Source organism: Lysobacter sp. A378 (assembly GCF_054052125.1).
The window spans coordinates 402,623-421,573 of record NZ_JBSVRK010000002.1; the positions used below are offsets into that span (position 1 = coordinate 402,623).

An 18,951-nucleotide genomic window follows, 5' to 3' on the forward strand; every position below is an offset into this window, starting at 1 on the left:
GGTAGCGAGATGACGGCCTGCCTTGCTGCGCGCTCACGCAGGCCGCCACCGGAGCGGGATATGATTGGCGACACTTTCGTGCACCGCGGTTTGGAGGCTCCCATGGCAACCGGATGGGCTGGCGATGGCGCCGTACAGGACCAGATCGATGCGACCGTCGAAGACGCCGTCAAGCGGGCGCGCAGCAAGCTGGCAAAGGGGCCGGGCTTGACCCATTGCGAGGAATGCGATTGCGTCATTCCGGAGGCGCGGCGGATGGCGGTCCCGGGCGTGCGGCTGTGCATAACGTGCCAGGAAGCGCTGGACCAGGAGCAGTCGGGCGCCGGATACAACCGGCGCGGCAGCAAGGACAGCCAGCTACGTTGAACGCTATCAGACGCCGTGGGCCGGCGATGGCTTGACTCGCACGCAATCGAGGTGGGTCAGGTACAAACGCAGGTCGAATTCGAGCTGGTGGTAGTCCGGTGCCATGTGGGTGCATAGCTGGTAGAAGGGCTTGTTGTGGTCGCGTTCTTTCAGGTGCGCCAGCTCGTGCACCACGATCATCTTGAGGAACTCCGCGGGCGCGTCACGGAACACCGTCGCGACACGGATCTCACGGCTGGCCTTGAGCTTGCTCCCCTGCACCCGCGACACCGTGGTGTGGGTGCCCAACGCGTGTCGCACTACCTGCAACTTGTTGTCGTACACGACTTTGTTGAGCGGTTCGGTCTTGCGCAGGTAACGCTCCTTGATGGCGACGGTGTACTCGTACAGCGCCTTGTCGTTGCGCACGTCGTGCAGTTGGCCGTACTTGTCATGCAACCACCCGCCCAGACGGTCACGGGCGATCAGCTCGCGCACTTGCGCCAGAACGTTCTCGTTGTAGCCGGTCAGGTATTTCAGCGTGGCCATGGCTGGCACGATACGGCAGTCTTTGCGCTAAAGTCGGGGCACCGATTGCCCATGTGGATCCCGATGTCGAACAACAAAGCCAACGCTTCCAGCGAGGCACTGGACCGCATCGTCGCCCAGGCCCGGCGCGACGCGGAACAGCGCGGCAAAGGGTATCGCGAGCGTGCGCTGAAGATGTACCCGTGGATTTGCGGCCGCTGCGCGCGGGAGTTCACCCGCACCAACCTGTCGGAACTGACGGTGCACCATCGCAACCACGACCACGACTACAACCCGCCCGACGGCAGCAATTGGGAATTGCTGTGCGTCTATTGCCACGACAACGAGCATTCGCGCTACGTGGATTACACCGGCGGCAGTGCGCTGGATGCCGAGGATAAGCAGCCAGCGGCAACCGGTAATCCGTTTGCCAACCTCAAGTCGTTGCTGAAGCGCGAATAGTCGTGAACTTGAAATTATCCGAACAGATCGTCCTGGTAACCGGTGCAGGCCGGGGGCTTGGCAGTGCGATTGCGTGCGCGTTCGCCGCTGAAGGTGCGAAGGTGGTGGTCAATTACCGCGCCAGTCGCGAGGCGGCCGAAACGCTGTGCCGCCAGATCGGTACCGGGCGTGCGCTGGCGTTGCAGGCCGATGTCACCGATGCCGCGCAGGTGGCGGCAATGGTCGCGGCGGCGCGTGGGCATTTCGGCGGGCCGGTCACCACCGTGGTCAACAACGCGCTGGCGGATTTCTCGTTCAATGGCGATGCCCGCGCGAATGCGGAGCAGATCGACTGGCAACAGTTCTCGGCGCAGTTCGAGGGCAGCGTGCGTGGCGCGCTCAACATCATCCAGGCCGCCATCCCCGGCATGCGCGAGCGAGGCTTCGGGCGGGTGATCAATATTGGCACCAACCTGTTCCAGAATCCGGTGGTGCCGTATCACGATTACACCGCTGCCAAGGCCGCGTTGTTGTCGCTGACGCGCACGATGGCGGCCGATCTCGGCCCGGCCGGAATCACCGTCAATATGCTGTCCGGCGGCCTGTTGCGGACCACCGATGCCAGCGCCGCGACGCCCGAGGCAGTGTTCGACCTGATCGCGGCCAGTACTCCGCTGCAAAGCGTGACCACGCCGGCCGAGTTCGCCGATGCGGTGCTGTTTTTCGCATCCCCGTGGTCGCGCGCCGTGACCGGCCAGAACCTTGTCGTCGACGGTGGGCTGGTCAAGGACTGAGCATCGCTACCGGCTCCCGGATCAGACTGTGTCGATGACGGTCAACGGGATTTCGCGGTCATAACGGCGCGCATAGGCCTTCCGTTCGCTGCGGCAATAACCGCTGCCCATGGTGAACTTGCGGCAGATGGCCGGACGTTGCTCATAGATGCTGCAGCACATGCGGTTCTGGTCGACCGCGACGCACCAGCCGTCCTCGTCGCGCGCCATCACTTCCAACCCGCGCTCGGTGCGCTCCACCAGGTGACGCGGCACGTTGTCCTCGGGCATGACCACGACCGTCAACCGGCAGCACACCGCGTCGCAGTGGTCGCAGGAGACCGTCGGGTCGACCACGTGGTCGTCATCGTGGTCGTCATCGTGGTCGTCGGAGTGACCGTTGGTGTGCAGTGGGGAACTCATTGCCTGCTCGCCGTGGCGGTGGGGATCGGGTGGAAGGCGGGTACCGCGTCGCGGTGGTAATGCAGCAGGCGACCACGGAATGGCGGCAGGTCGTCGTCGTTCATCGGTCCGCGGGTCTCGGTCACCACGAAGCCCTGTACCGCCAAGGCGCGGGTGAATGGTGCGCTGTTGCCGCGGCCGGGGTCGGTGATCAGGACCTCGGCCTGCTCATTGGCGTGGCGCCCGACCAGGGCCGCCAGCAGTTCAGCGTGGGTGCGCTCGTAAAGCACGTCGCTGCCGATGATCAGGTCGAACCGGCCCAGGGTGGGCAACGGCACGGCCCAGCGCAGTTTTCGGTACGGGACCGAGGGCAATGCGTTGAGAGCGGAGTTGTACGCCAGGAAGGGCTCGGCCAATGGGTGGATATCGCTGGCGACGACATCCGCGTCGCGTCTTTGCAGCACCAGGCTTGCCAGGCCAAGTCCACAGCCGATCTCGAGAATGCGTTTGCCTTCGATGTCGAAGTCGCTCATCGCGTTGGCCAGCAATCGGCCCGCGGGCCAGATCTGACCGAACAGGCACCATTGGGCCGACGAGATGCCAAGCCTTTCGGCGCGGCCATCCGGATCCGAGAACTGCTGGCGATCGCTGAGTGAGCGGATGCGATAGTCATGCCCACCCAGGCGCAGGTGCTGCTGGCGAGTGGTATAGCCGGGCATCGGAAGCCTCCGGGAAAAGCGTCACCGCTGAAGCTGGGTGATGGCGCATGGAGGGGCGGTCCGGGGATTGGAGCGGGCCGCGAGAGGAGCTGTTGACGAGGACGTACCGGGACATGCTACGCGTTGGTGGGGGCAACAGTGCATGGCACGCCGTCGGTCGGGGTTCCGGTTCAGCGATGGAACCGCCGGCAGGGCGGCGCAGCACCCGTTGGTGGCCATCCGCGACGGTCTATAATCCGGTGCCCGCTCAACGACTCTCCTGGACGGACTCATGCCCGATATTCCCGCGTGCAGCCAATGTGGCCTGGAAAACACCTACCCCGATGGTGACAACTACGTCTGCGCCGATTGCGCCCATGAATGGCCGATTGCCGGGGGTGCCGCAGCCGGCGACGCCGTCGTGGTCAGGGATGCCAACGGCAATGTCCTCAGCCAAGGCGATACGGTCACGGTGATCAAGGACTTGAAGGTGAAGGGTTCGTCGATCCCGCTCAAGCAGGGCACCGTCATCCGCAACATCCGACTGGTGGAAGGCGATGCCGAGAACATCGAAGGCAGCTCCGACAAGATCAAGGGCCTGGTGCTGAAAACCTGCTTCCTGAAGAAAGCCTGACGCCAAAATCGCGCTAGCATTGCGGTCATGCGCAGCCATGGCCGATCCGGATATCCTCGCTCCCCAGACCCGGGCCCGGTTGAAACGAGTGCGTCGGAGGAGCTCGCCAACGCGCTGACCCACGGCCTGGGTGCGACAGCGGCGCTTGCCGGTGGAGCGGTCCTGATCACTTTGGCCGCGTTGCACGGCAGTCGCTGGCAACTGGCCGGTGCGATCGTGTTCGGCATTTCGTTGCTGCTGCTGTACCTGGCCTCGACCCTGTACCACTCGGTGCGCCATCCGGTGCTCAAGTCGCGGTTGAAGGTCGTCGACCACTGTGCGATCTACCTGCTGATTGCCGGCACCTATACGCCATTCACCCTGATTGGCCTGCGCGGACCGTGGGGCTGGTGGATGTTTGCCACCATCTGGACGCTGGCCGTGGCCGGGGTGGTGTTCAAACTGTTCTTCACCGGCCGCTTCAAGCGCCTGTCCACGATGATCTACATCGGCATGGGCTGGCTGGTCGTGGTGGCGGCCAAGCCGATGTGGAATGCCCTGGACGGCTGGACGCTGGGCTGGTTGCTGGCCGGCGGCATTTCCTACACCGCCGGCACGTTCTTCTACCATCGCCCGACGCTGCGCTACTCGCATGCGATCTGGCACATGTTCGTGCTCGGCGGCAGCCTGTGTCACTACGTCGCGGTAATGGCCCACGTAGTCTGAGCGACACGTAGTCTGGGCTGGCGCCGTCACGGCGCGCTGCCGAACCGGAGACCCACGATGCTTTGGGAAGGATTGACCGCAACGCGGGACCTGGGCCGGGTGTATGAGCTCGCCTCTATCCTGGTCCGTTACGGCTTTGGCGACATGGTTCGCCGGTTGGGCCTGGCCAATTTGCTGGCCGGTGCGGGCCGGGTGCTGCCGCTCGGCCGTGTCGAGGCCGCGGTGGCGCTGCCGGCGCCGGTTCGGGTGCGGCGAGCGCTGGAGGAAATGGGTCCGAGCTTCGTCAAGATGGGCCAGATCCTGGCTACCCGCGTGGATCTGTTCGCCCCAGAATGGATTGCCGAGTTCGGCAAGCTCCAGAGCCAGGCACCGGCAGCGTCGCCGGAGGCGATCCGCAAACAGCTGTTGGAAGACCTTGGTGCGCCGCCGGAAGAGGTGTTCCTGCAGTTCGATCCAGCCCCGTTGGCCGCCGCGTCGATCGCCCAGGTTCATCGTGCGCGCCTGCATGACGGCACCGAGGTGGTGGTCAAGGTACGTCGACCGGGCATTCGCCCGACGGTCGAGGCCGACCTGCGTTTGCTGCAGCGCGCCGCGCAGGCGATCGAGGCGCGATTCCCGGAGCTGCGCCAGTTCCAGCCGACCGGGATGGTCCGTCAGTTCAAGGCATCGCTGACTCGCGAGCTGGACCTGGCCGCCGAGTGCCGTCACGCCGAACGGATTGCGGCCAGCTTCATCGATAACGACCAGATCGTGGTGCCGCGAGTGCATTGGGACTACACCGGCCCGCGGATGAACGTGCAGGATTTCGTCGACGGCATTCCAGTCTCGGATCTGGCGATGTTGGACGCGGCGGGCCTGGATTGCGGCCTGGTCGCCCGTCGCGGCGCCCAGGCGGTACTGAAGATGATGTTCGAGGACGGCTTCTTTCATGCCGATCCGCATGCCGGCAACGTGTTCGTGCTGCCCGGCAACCGCATTGGGCTGATTGACTACGGCATGGTTGGGCGGTTATCCGACTCCAGGCGCGCGCAGGTGGTCGGGTTGCTGGATGCGCTGGTCCGGCGTGACTCGGAGCGGGTGACCGACATGTTGCTGGAGTGGAGCAGCGCAGTGCAGGTGGATGAGGCCCAGTTGGCCCAGGATATTGACGGGCTTGTTGACCATTACCACGGCGTACCGCTGGGTCAGCTTGACCTGGTGGCGATGCTGATGGAGGTCACGGCGTTGCTGCGCGCCAACCAGTTGGTGTTGCCGGCCGACCTGGCGTTGATGATCAAGGTGTTTGTCACCCTGGAAGGGATGGGGCGCAAACTGGACCCGGATTTCGACATGGCCGGTGAGGCAGAACCCTTCCTGCGTCGGGCGATGCTGGCGCGTTACGCACCGGGGGCGGTCGCACGCGACGGGTTGCGGGTGTTATCCGATACTGCCGGCATCCTGTCGGTGCTGCCACGTGATCTTCGCCGCCTGCTGCGTACCGCGCGCGGCGGCAATCTCAAGCTGAGGCTGGATGTCGATCACCTGCAGCGGTTCGGTACCCAGATCGACCATTCCGCCAACCGGCTGACCGTGGGCGTGGTGCTGGCGGCATTGATCATCGGCTCGTCAATCGCGCTGACCGTGGATGCGGGCCCCACTTTGCTCGGGCTGCCGGCATTCGGCTTGCTGGGTTTTCTCGGTGCGGCGATTGCCGGTGCCTGGCTGGTGTTGTCGATCTGGCGGAGCGGGGGCGGCAAGTAATCAGCCAACGCGTGGATGGCCAACGCTTGGTTCGTTGATGCAGCGCCCGTCACGGCGATGGCATTGGAGCGGCGGTTCCGGACGCGTAATACGGGAACTGGGCGAAGATGGCGTTGATCGCACGGTCGGCGGCCATGATGCGGTCGGGTGCGGTTTTCTGCGTCACCCTGCCGATGGCGTCGCCGGTCCAGACCAGCCGGTTCTGGTCGGCGTCCACCAGGTCGACCGTCAGCGTGCCCTCGGTGTACTGGTTGACCCGGGTCTCGTCGTACCACACCGGCATGGCCACGTAGGAACGCGCGCGGTAGCTGTAGAACCAGCGCACATCAGAGCGGGGGACGTCGTATACCGACGTGCGCTCTCGGATCACTCCCTGGAAATTCACCCGCAGGTCGGGGTCTGCCGGGTCGAAGCGATAACCACGCGCTTCCATCTCGCGGCGGATGCTGGTCTTGATCTGCGCAGAGAGATAGGAGCTGTAGCCAGAGGCCTCCATTGCCAGCGGTTCGTAGAATGCGTACGTCTGGTAACCGGCGAAGTTGGCTTCCGGGTCAAGGTCGGTCCGCACCCGGGGTCCGGTGGAACAGGCGACCAGGGTAAACAGGGCAAGCGCGACAGCCAGCCCGCGAGCGGTGCGCTGGAAGCATTTTTTCACGGTGCGCCCTTACTGGTGTGGGGTGTCGTCGACGCTAGCATCCGGCGCGGACAATGACGTGAATACCCGTCGCCGCCCTCGCGCGGGGTCACGCGTCTCAGGGGACGACGGCGGTCCAGTCCGCGGACGCGAACTTGTCCCTGGCAAGGACGGTGGCGCGGTCCAGTTCGTCGGCGCTCAGGGTGTCCGGGCGCAATCCATGGCTGCGCTGGAAGGTCTGGACCATTCGCTCGATCACCGCCTCGCGGCTCAGGCCGGTCTGGCTGCGCAGCGGGTCGACCCGCTTGGCCGCGCTCGTCGTGCCCTTGTCGGACAGCTTCTCGCGGCCGATCCGCAGCACTTCCAGCATTTTTGTGGCATCGATGTCGTAGGCCATGGTGACGTGGTGAAGCACGGCATTGCCGCGCCGTGCCTGGGCGGCGCCCGCGATTTTTCCGCCGGGCGAGGTGATGTCGTTGAGTGGCTGGTAGCTGGCGCGGATGCCGAGTTCGCCCAGCGCCTCGATGACCCAGGCGTCCATGAGCTGGTAGGACTGCTGGAATGACAGCCCCTCCACCAGCGCCAGCGGCGCGCAGATCGAGTAGGTGATGGTGTTGCCCGGCTCGATGAACATCGCGCCACCGCCGCTGATCCGGCGGACCACCTCAATGCCATGACGGCCGGCTGCTTCGGCGTCAACCTCGTTGCGCAGCGACTGGAAGCGGCCGATGACCACGGCCGGGCTCGCCCATTCCCACACCCGCAGGGTCGGCGGACGTCGGCCGGCAGACACCTCCGTGGTCAGCACCTCGTCCAGTGCCATGTGCATGGCGGGTGATTGCGCGTCGGTATGGATCAACTGCCAGTCATATTCGCGCCAGGACGAGCCACTCATGGGCGGGCTCCGGCGTTGAGTGCCCGGGTCACGGCCATGGCGACGCCTTCCGGGGTGATGCCGTACAGACTGACGTCGGGGCCCAGCGCTGCTTCCACCGCACCGGCGATCGCGGCGGTGCCGCTGTCGGCATGCAAGCCGCATAGCGCGGTATTGATCGACTCCAGCGCAGAGTCCGGTTCCAGGAAGAAGTCGCCGCTGACCTGGACCTTCGCCAGACGCCCGTCTGCAGTTTCCAGGTCGACTACCACCAGCTTGCCGCCGGGCACCTTGTATTCGCCATGCATGTGAGTTGGCTCCCTTGGATTGGTCCGGTCGTCAGTGACGACTGTGTCGGTATACATGTTGGGGGCCGTGCGGGTTACTGACAATGACATGGGTCAGGGCGGCATGGATCCGCCACACGCGCACTATGTCCCGGTCTCGGCGACAATCGGCATCTGCGCCGTTATCGGACGCATCCACTGCGAGGCTTCGGTCGCGCGATGAACTCCTCTTTTATCCGACCAGGTACTTATGCCAGATTCCAGGCTCCGAGCTTTCTTCGCTTCGCTGCTCTCCCTCGGTCTGGTCAGCCAGATCGTCATTGGCCTGGTTGCCGGAACCCTGCTGGCGCTGGTGTCTCCCTCGGCGGCGGCCTCGGTTGGTCTGTTGGGCTCGGTGTTCATCTCCGCCCTGAAAGCCGTGGCTCCGGTGTTGGTGCTGGTACTGGTGGCCGCGTCGATCGCCAACCATCGTCATGGCCAGCGCACCCACATCAAGCCGATCCTGGTGCTGTACCTGGTGGGCACGTTGGCTGCTGCGCTGGTGGCGGTGTCGGCAAGCTTCGTGTTTCCGACCGTGCTGCAACTGTCCGGCGTCGGCATGAGTGACTTGACCCCGCCCGATGGCATCGTGGAAGTACTCCAGACCCTGTTGCTGCAGATCGTCGACAATCCGGTCAACGCGTTGGTGACCGGCAATTTCATCGGCATCCTGGCGTGGGCGGTCGGCTTGGGCATTGCGCTGCGCCATGCGGCCGACAGTACCCGGCAGATGGTCGGAGACCTGTCCAATGCGGTTACCTGGCTGGTCCGGCTGGTGATCCGGCTGGCGCCACTGGGCATCTTCGGACTGGTGGCTTCGACGCTTGCCGAGGCCGGGCTTTCGGTATTGCTGGACTATCTGCATCTGTTGCTGGTGTTGATCGGTTGCATGTTGTTCGTCGCACTGGTCGCCAACCCGCTGATCGTGTTCGCGATCACCCGGCGCAATCCGTACCCGCTGGTGTTCACCTGCCTGCGTGAAAGCGGGATCACCGCGTTCTTCACCCGCAGCTCGGCGGCCAACATCCCGATCAACATGGAACTGTGCCGCAAGCTGGGGCTGCACAAGGAGACCTATTCGGTATCCATCCCGATCGGCGCAACCATCAACATGGCCGGCGCGGCCATCACCATTACCGTGCTGACGATGGCTGCGGTGCACACTTTGGGCATTTCCCTGGATCTGCCTACCGCGTTGTTGCTCAGCGTGGTGGCGGCGATTGCCGCGTGTGGTGCCTCCGGCGTGCCGGGTGGCTCGCTGCTGCTGATTCCGCTGGCCTGCGGATTGTTCGGGATATCGACTGATATCGCGATGCAGGTGGTTGCGATCGGCTTCATCGTCGGGGTGGTCCAGGACTCGGCGGAAACAGCATTGAACTCTTCCACCGACGTGCTGTTTACCGCGGCAGCGTGCCGGGCCGCCGCGGATACCGTTGATGTCCGCACTTGACATGTGCGCGCTTGACATGTCCGCGCTTGACATGAATCAGGGTATTGGCCGGGAGACTCGCTAACGTGTTGGCAATCATCCAAGAGTACCCATCATGAATATTCGAGAATTTGCCGTCGCAGTGGCGGTCGTTTCCCTGATGCTTGGCAGCGCCGGTTGCAGCGACGGTGCCGACGTCGATCCGTCGGCGCACGTCACTGCCGACGAGGTTGCTGCCAGCGCCACGCCGGATGCGACATCTGCCCACGAGCAAGCGGCCGAGCATGCCGACCACGATCAAGCCGCACCGGTCCTGGCCGAAGGACAACGCTGGGAAACCGATGCGCCGCTGCGGGCAGCGATGACCCGGATCCACGATGCCGTCGCGCTTAACCTTCCGGCCTACCACCAGGGCCGTCTGCAGGTGGAAGACGCCGACGCGCTGGCGATCGGGGTCGAGAACGACATCGACTACATGTTTGCCAACTGCAAGCTCAGCCCGGAGCCCGATGCGGCATTGCATGTCCTGATCGGACGCATGATGGGCGCGCTCGAGGCGTTGAAGACCGACCCGGCTTCCAGCGAAGGGATGCCGCAACTGGTCGCGGTCGTCAACGACTATCAGACGACGTTCGACCACGAAGGCTTCCAGCCGCTGACCCACGACTGAGTCGTCCACCTCGCCGGGCAAGCCCACACCGCCGCATTTTACCGACGCCCTACAGGGGCGTTTTCTATGGGCTGCAGCCTTTGCCAGAACTGGTTTTCCAGCAAACATACGGCGGCGTTTGGTTTAGCTTGACCCAAGTCATGGAGCGAGTCGCCCGCGCCTCCTATCTTGGACCCCAGCAGCGGCAGATTTTTTATAACTGGAAGGAAGTCCACGATGAAAGAGCTTGTGTTGTTGTTTGCGCTGGCAGGAGCTGCGGGATTCGTACCCCAGGCGATTGCCGCCCATGAATCGGTTACGCCAGTGGCAGATGTCAACTACACCCTGAGGACGCAGATCCATGACGGCCAGTTGGTCTTTGTTGGTGATGGCGGTGCAATCAAAGGGCAGATCAACCCCGACTTGAAGGTGGCCGAAGGCGCGGTAGTGGCGATCACCGTGATCAATGGCGACGGTGCAATGCATGACGTTGCCGTCCCCGAGTTCGGCGCCCAGTCCGACAGCCTGGTGGGGGTGGGTTCGGCGACCACCATCGTGTTCCGCGCCACCAGGGCCGGCACGTTCGAGTACGTGTGCACGATTCCGGGGCACCGGGCGGCGGGCATGTTCGGCAAGCTGATCGTGGGCGACGTGGCCGAGGTGGTGAGCACTGCCACGGACGTGGCCAAGGACCCGCACCAGGTCGGTGAGCCGGTCGGCGACCGCGCGCCCAAACATGTCAATTACGATCTGCTGACCACCGAACTGGAAGGCAAGCTGTCCGATGGCAGCAGCTATCGCTACTGGACCTTCGACAACACCGTGCCCGGGCCGATGCTGCGTATCCGCCAGGGCGACACGGTGACCATCAACCTGAAGAACGCCGAGGACAGCATCAACATCCACTCGGTCGACTTCCACTCCGTGACCGGGCCTGGTGGCGGCGCGGCGGTAACCCAGGTGGCTCCGGGGCAGACCAAGAGTTTCACTTTCAAGGCGTTGCATCCGGGGTTGTTTGTCTACCACTGCGCCACGCCGATGATTGCCCAGCACATCTCCAACGGCATGTACGGCATGGTGCTGGTCGAGCCTGAAGGTGGCTTGCCCGAGGTCGACAAGGAGTTCTACGTGATGCAGGGCGAGCTCTACACCGCGCAGAAGCACGGCTCGTCCGGCCTGCAGGAGTTCTCGCTGGAGAAGTTGCTGGATGAAAAACCCGAGCACCTGATGTTCAACGGCAGCATGGACGCGCTGACCAAGACCTTCAACATGGAAGCCGAGGTGGGCGAGACGGTGCGCATGTTCTTCGGCGTCGGCGGTCCCAACCTGACCTCCAGCTTCCACCTGATCGGCGAGGTCTTCGACCGGGTCTACAACCTGGCGTCGTTCACCAGCCCGCCGCTGACCGACGTGCAGACCACGATCGTGCCGCCGGGCGGGGCGACGATGGTCGAGTTCAAGGTGGATTATCCGGGCCGTTACATCCTGGTCGACCACGCGCTGTCGCGGACCGAGAAGGGCCTGATCGGGTTCCTGAACGTCAACGGTGACGCGGACCCGGCGATCTTCCAGTCCAACGAAGCGATCGATCATTCCTCCGGTCACTGACCAACGCAGCGTCCGCCATGCCTGAACGCCAGGCGGATGCAACAAACCAGGCCAGGTCCGCAGCGATGCGGATCTGGCTTTTTCATGGTTTTGCGTGATAGCCTCGCCGGCGAAGGGGAGTAGCTCCCAATCGCTGTCGCCGTCATTACGAGCTTTTGCTCCGGTGCAGCAACAAACCGCCAGCGGTTTGTGAGCAAGACCTTCGCCATCCATGGCGAAGGTGCATCCATTTGATGCATTTCCGATCGTGGTCTGTCATACCTCGCTGGAACATTCGGAAATCATCATGGAACTGCTCGCCAACCCGGAAATCTGGGTCGCACTGCTGACACTGACGGCGCTGGAGCTCGTGCTCGGCATCGACAACATCATCTTCATCTCGATCCTGGCCGGGAAACTGCCCGTCGAGCAGCGCGCCATGGGGCGTCGCATCGGCATCCTGGGGGCGGCCGTGACCCGTTTGATGTTGCTGTTTGCGATCGTATGGATCGTCGGACTGACCGCACCGCTGTTCTCGCTGTTCGATCATGTTTTCTCGTGGCGGGACATGATCCTGATCGGCGGTGGCCTGTTCCTGATCGCCAAGGCCACGCACGAGATCCATCAGAAGCTGGAGGGCGCGACCGAGCAGGTCGCGATGGGCGCGGCAACCGCGACCTTCGGTGCGGTCATCGTGCAGATCATGGTGCTCGACATCGTGTTCTCGCTGGATTCCATCATCACGGCGGTGGGCATGGTCGACGAGCGCTGGGTGATGGTGACCGCCATCGTCATCTCGATTGGCTTCATGTTGGCGTTTGCCCGGCCGATCGGGGAGTTCGTCGAGCGCCACCCCACGGTCAAGATACTGGCGCTGGCCTTCCTGATAATGGTCGGCCTGGTGCTCGTCGCCGACGGGTTTGGTCAACACATTCCCAAGGGTTACATCTATGTCGCGATGGCGTTCTCGGTGTTCGTGGAGATGATCAACCTGTGGATCCGGCGGCGCAGCAAGGAGCAGGCCGCACCGGTGGACTTGCACGAAAAATACACCAAGGGCGATTGAGCCACGGGTGGTGACGGGTCGAGGCGCGTGCTACGGCTTCGTCGGGCAAGGGGCACCATATAGCTCTGCGATGCAGGCGTGTTGTGGCAGATCACCGTTGCCGAGCAGGAACTTTTGCAACTCTGTTTCCCTTGATTTTCCGGTGAGCCCCTGGTTATCCATCTGTTGGAGCTTCGCCAGAAACCTGGAGACGGTCTGAGTGGCCGCGCTCATTTGCGAGGTCAACGTGCTGGTCCGTATCTGATAATCCGCAGTCGACGGCAGGATGATGCCCGGATCGACTCCCGCCGCGCTGAGGAGCTGCTTGATCCCGATCTCCCTTGCCAGCCACCGGGCCGATTTGATGACGAGCAGGCCCGCCAGCCAGAGTGCGGAATTGCCGTAGGCCTCGATCTCGAAACGCATCATCTGCTCATAGGAAGCGGGGTATCCACCAGTTTTGCGGAACTGGATGATGTGCCGCCCCTCATGCTGCAGAAGGACATAAAAGAGCCCTTCGGAATATCGGCGCGGAAGCGGAATGCGAGGGCCTACGAACTTCATGTAAATGTCGGTGCCGGAGTTGGTCCAGGCCCCGAATGCGAACGCCCTCAGCTTCGGGTGCCAATTGATCTGCGCATACGGGAGGACTTTCACATTGGACATTTGCGACCCGTATAGCTTCACCAGTCGTTGCTGCTGCGCCTTGCTGGAGTTGCCTGTGATGATGGCTGCCGGTGTCGCCGGGGCCGCCGGAGTCAATGACGATGCGGCGGCACTCGAACTGCCAAGGACTGCGTTCGTCGAGGTGACGGCCCCAGGCGCAGCCGCTCGCTGCGAGACAACTACCGCCGGGTGATTCGTGACCGGATCGGGCATGTCGTCACCACCTAGCTCGCATCGGGTGGATTGAAAAGCGTGGCAGCCATGGTTGCTCTCGCTTCCGGGTCGGGTATCGCCCGCAAGGTGTCAAGCAGTAGCGTTTCGCGCTCGTTGTGAAGCGTCTTGGCCCGCGCCGCAGCTTCCTGTATTTCCATCGCAAAGCTGTCAAGGGCATCGGACTGACCAAGCAGGGCTTCGACGATGACGCTGTCGGTCCGCATCACGATTGTCTGTTCCGACAACAAGACCCCGTCCACTGGGTGCTCCGCATCGTCCTGGTTCAGGGGGCCTCGCTGGAACCGGTAGTAGCGCGTCTCTGTCGGCGGCGGAATCGGCCCCGGCTGGATCGCACTGACCGCGATCGTGTCGTTCGCTGAATCGTAATCGACCGCCTCCAGTACCCGAACCGGGACGTCCTGCGCATCGAACACGACACTGGCGACCTTGAGGATGCTGGTTGCGGTGTCGTCGATCTTCCCGGGCACCAGTACCTCGCTGAGCAGTGTTCGCAGACCCGCGACCGGCACTTCTCTCCATGTGCCGTCAAGACCGTTGGTGTAGCCGACGTGGATATCGGTCAGGTGCAACCTCGTGGTGTACTGCTGATTGAGTTCGCGAAACACGAAGTTCAGGACCCGACGCATGTTCACGTTGTTGATTTCACGCTCGATCAGTGACTCCATGCCGGTCTCTGTCTTCGTTTCGGCACTCGACGTCACCGTGAGCTCACGCTTTGAGGATGCCTCCTTCGCATGCTCGCCCAAGGCTTCGCTTGTCTGCCGGGCAAACTGCTCCCGCCCGGACTGATACTCGCCTGATGCCCCGGCCGAGACTGACGCCGACCCGAATCCCCATGATCCCGATGCCTCGGCCTGGACTTGCCAGGATTCAGTCTGGGCACGTGTTTTCTTGTCCGTCGTTTCGCTCTGAACCTTGGACGAGAACCGGTCTCTCGCCGACTGTTCGTGGGAATCGATGATGCTGGAGGACTGCTTGATACTCTCGGTTGTCGACTGCCAGGTCTTCAGCCGAATGGTTGTCGACTCTCCGGGCAGCAACGTAAATGTGCGGACTGTCCGCCCCATGCCGTAATCCCCAAGCACAAAGCTGATGGTGTACCGCTCGATGAGAAAGAGTCGAGGTTCCGGCTCCTGGTGGTACGGAGTCACGGTGGTGACACCCTTGCCAGCGCTGTTCTTGCCGGGAATAGCGACCTCCCCATGGGAAGCATGGTCGGCAAACTCCTGAATGAGCACGGCCGGATTTCCGAGTACGGGGTCAACGGCCCACATGTCGTCCCTGGATCCGCGCATCGGCGTTTCAGGCACTTCGCCCTGTGGTCGACTCATCGCGATCGAGCCACGTCCCAAGTACCGAGGTAGCAACGATACTGCCTCGTTGGCCTGGTCCCGGCCATATCCGATCGCAAGCAACCTGGACCGGAGAAAGCCCTGTGCCTTGCCCATCTCTACCTGGCCCGACTCGGAGACACCGGCGAGCTCGGCATACGACGGAGCTGGCTGACGAGTGATCCCCAGGAAATCCGTTTGCGGATCGAGTCCAAGGTCAAGCTGCATGATCCGGCTCCCGATATGGCTGCCGGGGAGCTGCAATGAGGAGTTGATGACGACAGTGGGCCCGGCTTCCGGGCCAAAAGTGATGGATTCAGGCATGGGGGTGCCTCCTCATGGGCGTGCGCGAGCGCCCGTTTCCACCCCCTTTTCCATTCCGTACGCCAAGGCTGTTACCATTTACACAGCGTCATGTCAATTGAGCTCGCGTTCGACGAGTCAGTGCAGGCAGACAAATCCCCCCACTTCATGCCGCTGGCGCCCGCGTTCTGTGCGAGGACCGTTGGCATGTTGACCGACCGCTTCGGCGTGAGCTGTGCGGTCAACGGCGAACCGATTGCGTTTCAACAGACGCAGGATCCGAGCGGTCTCCCATTGGCCTGATTGCGGATTGGGTTCAGGCGTCCATAGCGTCCATACTGGACCCGTGCCTGGCAATCCTTCCAACCCGGTCCCGACGCCCACAAGCGACGACCCGCCGCCGTTGCTGCCCGAGCGTCCACTGCCGATGGATTGCTGTGACAGTGGCTGCGAGCGTTGTGTGTCCGATATCTACGCCGACGAAATGGATCACTACCAGGTCCTTCTTGCGGCTTGGCGCGCCCGCAACCCCGGACGTGATCCGGATGCCGGCTGAGCCACCAGGGCCTGCGCGTATCGCTCATGGCTCCGGAGGCGTGGCATCCTATTCAGCCATTCAATTTGAGCCCGGGCTGCCTTGGACCTGAATTCCATCATCACCGTGATCGACCTGATCGGCACGTTCGCGTTTGCCATCAGCGGTGCGACCCTCGGGGTACGCAACCGGCTGGACCTGTTTGGCGTACTGGTGCTGTCGTTCGCAGCGGCAGCCGCGGGCGGCATCACCCGCGACCTGATGATTGGTGCGACACCACCGGTCGCATTGACGAACTGGCATTACCTGGCGGTGAGTTGCCTGGCGGGTGTCGTCACTTTCTATCGTTATGCCGATATAGAACGGTTGCACAATCCGGTGCGGTTGTTCGACGCAGCCGGACTGGCGCTGTTTGCGGTGATCGGCACGATCAAGGCGTTGGATCACGGGCTGGGGCCGGTGGGCGCGGTGCTGTTGGGAATGCTCAGTGGCATCGGCGGGGGCATCTTGCGGGACGTGCTGGTGGCGCGCACGCCGGTGGTATTCCAATCCGATTTGTATGCGGTTGCCGCAATGATTGGCGCGATCGTGATTGTCGTCGGGGATTTCTTCGACCTGCCGCTGGTACCGGTGATGATCGTGTCCGCGGTGCTGTGCTTTGGGCTGCGCTACATGGCGATCCGCTACGACTGGCATCTGCCGGTAGCCCCGCAACGGGAACAATGATCAGTGCAACTGCTATGTTTCGATTGGGGGCACGCTGGCGCGACGCACGCTGGGACGACGAAGGGTACGAGACGATGACGACGATGATTGCGCGGTTCCCGGCTTGGTGGCGATATCTCCCCGCCGCAGCGCTCCTGGTCGTGCTGTCTGGCTGTGCAACGGTTTCGCTGGGGCCCAAGGCGGGATACCCGGAGTACATGGCCGAGGCGGATGCCGCCGTCCGCGACGACTTGCCTGAACAGGCATTGCAGGCCTACCGACAGGCGGCTTTGGCCGACCCGGCGCGCAAGCAACCGTGGCAGCAGATTGCGCTGCTCCAGGCCCAGGCCGGGCAGCCAGAGGCGGCGCTGGTGGCCTGCCAGGAAGTGCTGCGCCGCGACCCGGCGGACCAGCAGGCCGGCGAGCTGTTCATCGACAGCGGTCTGGACATAGCGCAAGAGACCTTGCGCCGATTGCGCGCCACTGACGCCGCGCAGGTCGAGCCGCGGCGCAAACCGGCGGAAGCACTGCTGGCCCAGATAATCGAGGTGTTTGGCGAGCAGGCGATTCCCGCCGGGATACTCGACCAACATGCAAAAAAGGCGATAGAGGCGTACAGGAGCCGGTTGCCCCGACGCTCCGTCCCGCTTCCTGGTGAGCCGCTTCCCGAGCAGCCGGTTGCCGACCCGCTGGACGTGCTGGGAGTAAAATGAACCGTCCGGCACCGCCGCCCGGCGGTATGATGGCCGCATGTCAAAACTGCTGCTCAATCTGCGCCTGGTACTGGACGACGAGATCGAGGACGTGCGGGCGATGCTCGATGAGGCACGGATCGAGTACTACGAGACGCAGCCCAGTCGCTGGGGGATCTCGCATGGCGGTATATGGCTGAGTCAGGACGACGACCTGCCCAGAGCCAAGCGGCTGATGGCGGAGTATCAGGCCAAGCGGCAGGCGAACGCGCGCGCCGAACATGAAGCTGCCCAGCGTGACGGCACCGCCCAGACGTTCAAGGACGTGCTGCGCGAAGAGCCTGGCCGGGTGCTGTTGGCGGTTGTCGCGACTATCGTGTTGCTCGGGCTGGTGGCGCTACCGGCGATCCTGCTGCGCGGATAGCCCCTCGGCGGCGGGCTGCGGCGTTGCAGTCGCGTTCCGACGTGGGTCGAACCACGGCAGCATCAGCTGGATCAACGGCCCGATTACCACCATGTAGGCCACCGTGCCGATGCCAAACGTGCCGCCAAGCAGGAAGCCCGATACCAGCACGCTGCCTTCGATGATGGTGCGCACCAGGCGCACGGATCGGCCGGTCCGTCGTACCAGTCCGGTCATCAACCCGTCGCGCGGGCCGGGACCGAAGTGCGCCCCCAGGTAGGCGGCCGTCGCTGCGCCATTGAGCACGATGCCGCCGATCAGCAACGCCGTGCGCGATGCAAGCGAGGCTTCGAGCAGCCGGTCGCCAATCAGAGCATTGACGGCGTCGAACACCAGCCCGATCACGACCGCGTTGCACAGGGTGCCGACGCCCGGCATTTGGCGGATGGGGATCCACATCAACAACGTCGCGAAGCTGACCGCAATCGTTACCCGGCCCATCGGCCAGTCGCCCTGCAACGCGATGCCCTGGTGCAGCACGTCCCATGGCATCAGTCCAAGGTCGGACTGGAGCATCATCACCATCGACACCCCGTAGGCGAGCAACCCCAGGAACAACTGCAGTACGCGACGCGGCATTGGATGACCGAAAGACGACAAGGCCGTCGATTCTAGAGTGTCGCGGCCAACGCCGGGCGTGCATGAGTGGAACGCAGAGGTGAACCGGCTACCATCAAGACTTGCCCCTTGAGAGAATTCCGATGACGATTTCCATGCACGCAGCCTCCGTTCCCGTGTTCAAGCAGATGCTCGGCAGTCTTGCCGCGATCCTGGAGAAGGCCGAAGCCCACGCGTCCCAGCGCAAGATCGACCCGGCCGTGCTGCTGCAGGCACGCCTGTTTCCCGACATGCTGCCGCTGGTGCGCCAGGTGCAGATTGCCTGCGACTTCGCCAAGGGAGTCACCGCGCGGTTGGCCGGCGCCGAGGTGCCGGTCTATGACGACAACGAGCAAAGCATCGACCAGCTGCGGGCCTTGCTCGAGCGCACCATCGTTTTTGTCGACAGTTTTGATGCCGCGCGCTTTGACGGCAGTGAGACCCGCGAGATAGTGACCCGCCCCGGTACTGCGAAGGAGCGTCGCTTCAGTGGCCAGGACTATCTGTTGACCTATGGCCTGCCGCAGTTTTTCTTCCACGTGACCACGGCTTACGCGCTGCTGCGTCACAACGGACTGGAGATTGGCAAGCGCGATTACATGGGCGCGTACTGAG

24 protein-coding genes are annotated in these 18,951 nt (G+C 63.4%); 15 read left to right on the forward strand and 9 right to left on the reverse strand.

Features of this window, described 5'->3' with window-relative positions; translation table 11 throughout:
• Positions 1-102 precede the first annotated feature (102 nt).
• Positions 103-366 (forward strand): DksA/TraR family C4-type zinc finger protein, encoded by a 264-nt coding sequence (locus ACW7G1_RS07810; protein ID WP_456979196.1) that lies wholly within the window; start codon positions 103-105, stop codon positions 364-366.
• Positions 367-372: 6 nt separating this feature from the next.
• Here the strand turns inward: ACW7G1_RS07810 and ACW7G1_RS07815 are convergent, their stop codons facing one another.
• Positions 373-894: a YgjP-like metallopeptidase domain-containing protein gene (locus ACW7G1_RS07815; RefSeq protein WP_456979197.1), complete on the reverse strand. Its 522-nt coding sequence runs from the start codon at positions 892-894 to the stop codon at positions 373-375.
• A gap of 63 nt (positions 895-957) precedes the next feature.
• On the opposite strand from ACW7G1_RS07815, the gene ACW7G1_RS07820 reads away from it, so the two are divergent.
• Positions 958-1,335: a YajD family HNH nuclease gene (locus ACW7G1_RS07820; protein ID WP_456979198.1), complete on the forward strand. Its 378-nt coding sequence runs from the start codon at positions 958-960 to the stop codon at positions 1,333-1,335.
• A gap of 2 nt (positions 1,336-1,337) precedes the next feature.
• Entirely contained in the window at positions 1,338-2,108 is a 771-nt protein-coding gene (locus ACW7G1_RS07825) for a 3-oxoacyl-ACP reductase (RefSeq protein ID WP_456979199.1), read from the forward strand.
• A 21-nt stretch (positions 2,109-2,129) separates the two neighbouring features.
• Here the strand turns inward: ACW7G1_RS07825 and ACW7G1_RS07830 are convergent, their stop codons facing one another.
• Both ACW7G1_RS07830 and ACW7G1_RS07835 read right to left on the reverse strand, forming a co-directional pair.
• On the reverse strand, positions 2,130-2,510 hold the full coding sequence (locus ACW7G1_RS07830; RefSeq protein ID WP_456979200.1) for a YkgJ family cysteine cluster protein: 381 nt from the start codon (positions 2,508-2,510) through the stop codon (positions 2,130-2,132).
• Positions 2,507-3,208: a class I SAM-dependent methyltransferase gene (locus ACW7G1_RS07835; protein ID WP_456979201.1), complete on the reverse strand. Its 702-nt coding sequence runs from the start codon at positions 3,206-3,208 to the stop codon at positions 2,507-2,509. Before ACW7G1_RS07835 ends, ACW7G1_RS07830 begins: the two co-directional genes overlap by 4 nt.
• Before the next feature lie 271 nt (positions 3,209-3,479).
• Between ACW7G1_RS07835 and ACW7G1_RS07840 the strand changes: the two genes are divergently transcribed.
• From ACW7G1_RS07840 to ACW7G1_RS07850, 3 genes are read left to right on the forward strand one after another with little or no spacing between them, the layout of a single operon-like run.
• Entirely contained in the window at positions 3,480-3,821 is a 342-nt protein-coding gene (locus tag ACW7G1_RS07840) for a zinc ribbon domain-containing protein YjdM (RefSeq protein WP_456979202.1), read from the forward strand.
• 27 nt (positions 3,822-3,848) lie between these two features.
• Positions 3,849-4,526 carry a PAQR family membrane homeostasis protein TrhA gene (trhA, locus tag ACW7G1_RS07845; RefSeq protein WP_456979203.1) on the forward strand — a complete coding sequence of 226 codons (678 nt, stop codon included), beginning with the start codon at positions 3,849-3,851 and terminating at the stop codon, positions 4,524-4,526.
• A gap of 57 nt (positions 4,527-4,583) precedes the next feature.
• On the forward strand, positions 4,584-6,266 hold the full coding sequence (locus ACW7G1_RS07850) for an ABC1 kinase family protein (RefSeq protein ID WP_456979204.1): 1,683 nt from the start codon (positions 4,584-4,586) through the stop codon (positions 6,264-6,266).
• A gap of 49 nt (positions 6,267-6,315) precedes the next feature.
• On the opposite strand, the gene ACW7G1_RS07855 is transcribed toward ACW7G1_RS07850, so the two are convergent.
• The 3 genes from ACW7G1_RS07855 to ACW7G1_RS07865 all read right to left on the reverse strand — a co-directional run bounded on the left by ACW7G1_RS07855 (position 6,316) and on the right by ACW7G1_RS07865 (position 8,082).
• A complete protein-coding gene (locus tag ACW7G1_RS07855) occupies positions 6,316-6,921 on the reverse strand; it encodes a DUF4136 domain-containing protein (RefSeq protein WP_456979205.1) in 606 nt (201 codons plus the stop codon).
• A 97-nt stretch (positions 6,922-7,018) separates the two neighbouring features.
• A complete protein-coding gene (locus tag ACW7G1_RS07860) occupies positions 7,019-7,795 on the reverse strand; it encodes a lipoate--protein ligase family protein (RefSeq protein ID WP_456979206.1) in 777 nt (258 codons plus the stop codon).
• Positions 7,792-8,082: a biotin--protein ligase gene (locus ACW7G1_RS07865; RefSeq protein ID WP_456979207.1), complete on the reverse strand. Its 291-nt coding sequence runs from the start codon at positions 8,080-8,082 to the stop codon at positions 7,792-7,794. Before ACW7G1_RS07865 ends, ACW7G1_RS07860 begins: the two co-directional genes overlap by 4 nt.
• A 229-nt stretch (positions 8,083-8,311) precedes the next feature.
• On the opposite strand from ACW7G1_RS07865, the gene sstT reads away from it, so the two are divergent.
• From sstT to ACW7G1_RS07885, 4 genes are all read left to right on the forward strand, one after another.
• Positions 8,312-9,550 carry a serine/threonine transporter SstT gene (sstT, locus tag ACW7G1_RS07870; RefSeq protein WP_456979208.1) on the forward strand — a complete coding sequence of 413 codons (1,239 nt, stop codon included), beginning with the start codon at positions 8,312-8,314 and terminating at the stop codon, positions 9,548-9,550.
• A 94-nt stretch (positions 9,551-9,644) separates the two neighbouring features.
• Entirely contained in the window at positions 9,645-10,199 is a 555-nt protein-coding gene (locus tag ACW7G1_RS07875; RefSeq protein ID WP_456979209.1) for a DnrO protein, read from the forward strand.
• A 216-nt stretch (positions 10,200-10,415) separates the two neighbouring features.
• The gene (gene nirK / locus ACW7G1_RS07880) at positions 10,416-11,786 is read left to right on the forward strand and encodes a copper-containing nitrite reductase (RefSeq protein WP_456979210.1); all 1,371 of its coding nucleotides are present in this window, start codon (positions 10,416-10,418) and stop codon (positions 11,784-11,786) included.
• Between the two features lie 286 nt (positions 11,787-12,072).
• Entirely contained in the window at positions 12,073-12,831 is a 759-nt protein-coding gene (locus ACW7G1_RS07885) for a TerC family protein (RefSeq protein ID WP_456979211.1), read from the forward strand.
• Positions 12,832-12,861: 30 nt separating this feature from the next.
• On the opposite strand, the gene ACW7G1_RS07890 is transcribed toward ACW7G1_RS07885, so the two are convergent.
• Positions 12,862-13,689 carry a hypothetical protein gene (locus ACW7G1_RS07890; protein WP_456979212.1) on the reverse strand — a complete coding sequence of 276 codons (828 nt, stop codon included), beginning with the start codon at positions 13,687-13,689 and terminating at the stop codon, positions 12,862-12,864.
• A gap of 11 nt (positions 13,690-13,700) precedes the next feature.
• Positions 13,701-15,365 carry a hypothetical protein gene (locus tag ACW7G1_RS07895; RefSeq protein ID WP_456979213.1) on the reverse strand — a complete coding sequence of 555 codons (1,665 nt, stop codon included), beginning with the start codon at positions 15,363-15,365 and terminating at the stop codon, positions 13,701-13,703.
• A gap of 325 nt (positions 15,366-15,690) precedes the next feature.
• Between ACW7G1_RS07895 and ACW7G1_RS07900 the strand changes: the two genes are divergently transcribed.
• From ACW7G1_RS07900 to ACW7G1_RS07915, 4 genes are all read left to right on the forward strand, one after another.
• Positions 15,691-15,900, forward strand: a complete 210-nt coding sequence (locus ACW7G1_RS07900; RefSeq protein WP_456979214.1) for an oxidoreductase-like domain-containing protein — start codon at positions 15,691-15,693, stop codon at positions 15,898-15,900.
• Between the two features lie 87 nt (positions 15,901-15,987).
• The gene (locus ACW7G1_RS07905) at positions 15,988-16,605 is read left to right on the forward strand and encodes a trimeric intracellular cation channel family protein (protein ID WP_456979869.1); all 618 of its coding nucleotides are present in this window, start codon (positions 15,988-15,990) and stop codon (positions 16,603-16,605) included.
• Between the two features lie 14 nt (positions 16,606-16,619).
• Positions 16,620-17,297, forward strand: a complete 678-nt coding sequence (locus ACW7G1_RS07910; protein WP_456979215.1) for a hypothetical protein — start codon at positions 16,620-16,622, stop codon at positions 17,295-17,297.
• Positions 17,298-17,334: 37 nt separating this feature from the next.
• Complete coding sequence (locus ACW7G1_RS07915) at positions 17,335-17,700, forward strand: DUF6164 family protein (RefSeq protein WP_456979216.1); 366 nt, start codon at positions 17,335-17,337, stop codon at positions 17,698-17,700.
• On the opposite strand, the gene yczE is transcribed toward ACW7G1_RS07915, so the two are convergent.
• Positions 17,674-18,318 carry a membrane protein YczE gene (yczE, locus tag ACW7G1_RS07920; RefSeq protein WP_456979217.1) on the reverse strand — a complete coding sequence of 215 codons (645 nt, stop codon included), beginning with the start codon at positions 18,316-18,318 and terminating at the stop codon, positions 17,674-17,676. The genes ACW7G1_RS07915 and yczE overlap by 27 nt on opposite strands.
• A 122-nt stretch (positions 18,319-18,440) precedes the next feature.
• Between yczE and ACW7G1_RS07925 the strand changes: the two genes are divergently transcribed.
• The gene (locus tag ACW7G1_RS07925) at positions 18,441-18,950 is read left to right on the forward strand and encodes a DUF1993 domain-containing protein (RefSeq protein WP_456979218.1); all 510 of its coding nucleotides are present in this window, start codon (positions 18,441-18,443) and stop codon (positions 18,948-18,950) included.
• Position 18,951 lies beyond the last annotated feature (1 nt).

What these genes read in the sequence shown, in the direction of transcription:
- ACW7G1_RS07810 (WP_456979196.1), top strand. Translation starts at nt 103, where the DNA reads ATGGCAACCGGATGGGCTGGCGATGGCGCCGTACAGGACCAGATCGAT.
- ACW7G1_RS07815 (WP_456979197.1), bottom strand. Translation starts at nt 894, where the DNA reads ATGGCCACGCTGAAATACCTGACCGGCTACAACGAGAACGTTCTGGCG.
- ACW7G1_RS07820 (WP_456979198.1), top strand. Translation starts at nt 958, where the DNA reads ATGTCGAACAACAAAGCCAACGCTTCCAGCGAGGCACTGGACCGCATC.
- ACW7G1_RS07830 (WP_456979200.1), bottom strand. Translation starts at nt 2,510, where the DNA reads ATGAGTTCCCCACTGCACACCAACGGTCACTCCGACGACCACGATGAC.
- ACW7G1_RS07835 (WP_456979201.1), bottom strand. Translation starts at nt 3,208, where the DNA reads ATGCCCGGCTATACCACTCGCCAGCAGCACCTGCGCCTGGGTGGGCAT.
- ACW7G1_RS07840 (WP_456979202.1), top strand. Translation starts at nt 3,480, where the DNA reads ATGCCCGATATTCCCGCGTGCAGCCAATGTGGCCTGGAAAACACCTAC.
- trhA (WP_456979203.1), top strand. Translation starts at nt 3,849, where the DNA reads ATGCGCAGCCATGGCCGATCCGGATATCCTCGCTCCCCAGACCCGGGC.
- ACW7G1_RS07850 (WP_456979204.1), top strand. Translation starts at nt 4,584, where the DNA reads ATGCTTTGGGAAGGATTGACCGCAACGCGGGACCTGGGCCGGGTGTAT.
- ACW7G1_RS07860 (WP_456979206.1), bottom strand. Translation starts at nt 7,795, where the DNA reads ATGAGTGGCTCGTCCTGGCGCGAATATGACTGGCAGTTGATCCATACC.
- ACW7G1_RS07865 (WP_456979207.1), bottom strand. Translation starts at nt 8,082, where the DNA reads ATGCATGGCGAATACAAGGTGCCCGGCGGCAAGCTGGTGGTAGTCGAC.
- sstT (WP_456979208.1), top strand. Translation starts at nt 8,312, where the DNA reads ATGCCAGATTCCAGGCTCCGAGCTTTCTTCGCTTCGCTGCTCTCCCTC.
- ACW7G1_RS07875 (WP_456979209.1), top strand. Translation starts at nt 9,645, where the DNA reads ATGAATATTCGAGAATTTGCCGTCGCAGTGGCGGTCGTTTCCCTGATG.
- nirK (WP_456979210.1), top strand. Translation starts at nt 10,416, where the DNA reads ATGAAAGAGCTTGTGTTGTTGTTTGCGCTGGCAGGAGCTGCGGGATTC.
- ACW7G1_RS07885 (WP_456979211.1), top strand. Translation starts at nt 12,073, where the DNA reads ATGGAACTGCTCGCCAACCCGGAAATCTGGGTCGCACTGCTGACACTG.
- ACW7G1_RS07890 (WP_456979212.1), bottom strand. Translation starts at nt 13,689, where the DNA reads ATGCCCGATCCGGTCACGAATCACCCGGCGGTAGTTGTCTCGCAGCGA.
- ACW7G1_RS07895 (WP_456979213.1), bottom strand. Translation starts at nt 15,365, where the DNA reads ATGCCTGAATCCATCACTTTTGGCCCGGAAGCCGGGCCCACTGTCGTC.
- ACW7G1_RS07910 (WP_456979215.1), top strand. Translation starts at nt 16,620, where the DNA reads ATGTTTCGATTGGGGGCACGCTGGCGCGACGCACGCTGGGACGACGAA.
- ACW7G1_RS07915 (WP_456979216.1), top strand. Translation starts at nt 17,335, where the DNA reads ATGTCAAAACTGCTGCTCAATCTGCGCCTGGTACTGGACGACGAGATC.
- yczE (WP_456979217.1), bottom strand. Translation starts at nt 18,318, where the DNA reads ATGCCGCGTCGCGTACTGCAGTTGTTCCTGGGGTTGCTCGCCTACGGG.
- ACW7G1_RS07925 (WP_456979218.1), top strand. Translation starts at nt 18,441, where the DNA reads ATGACGATTTCCATGCACGCAGCCTCCGTTCCCGTGTTCAAGCAGATG.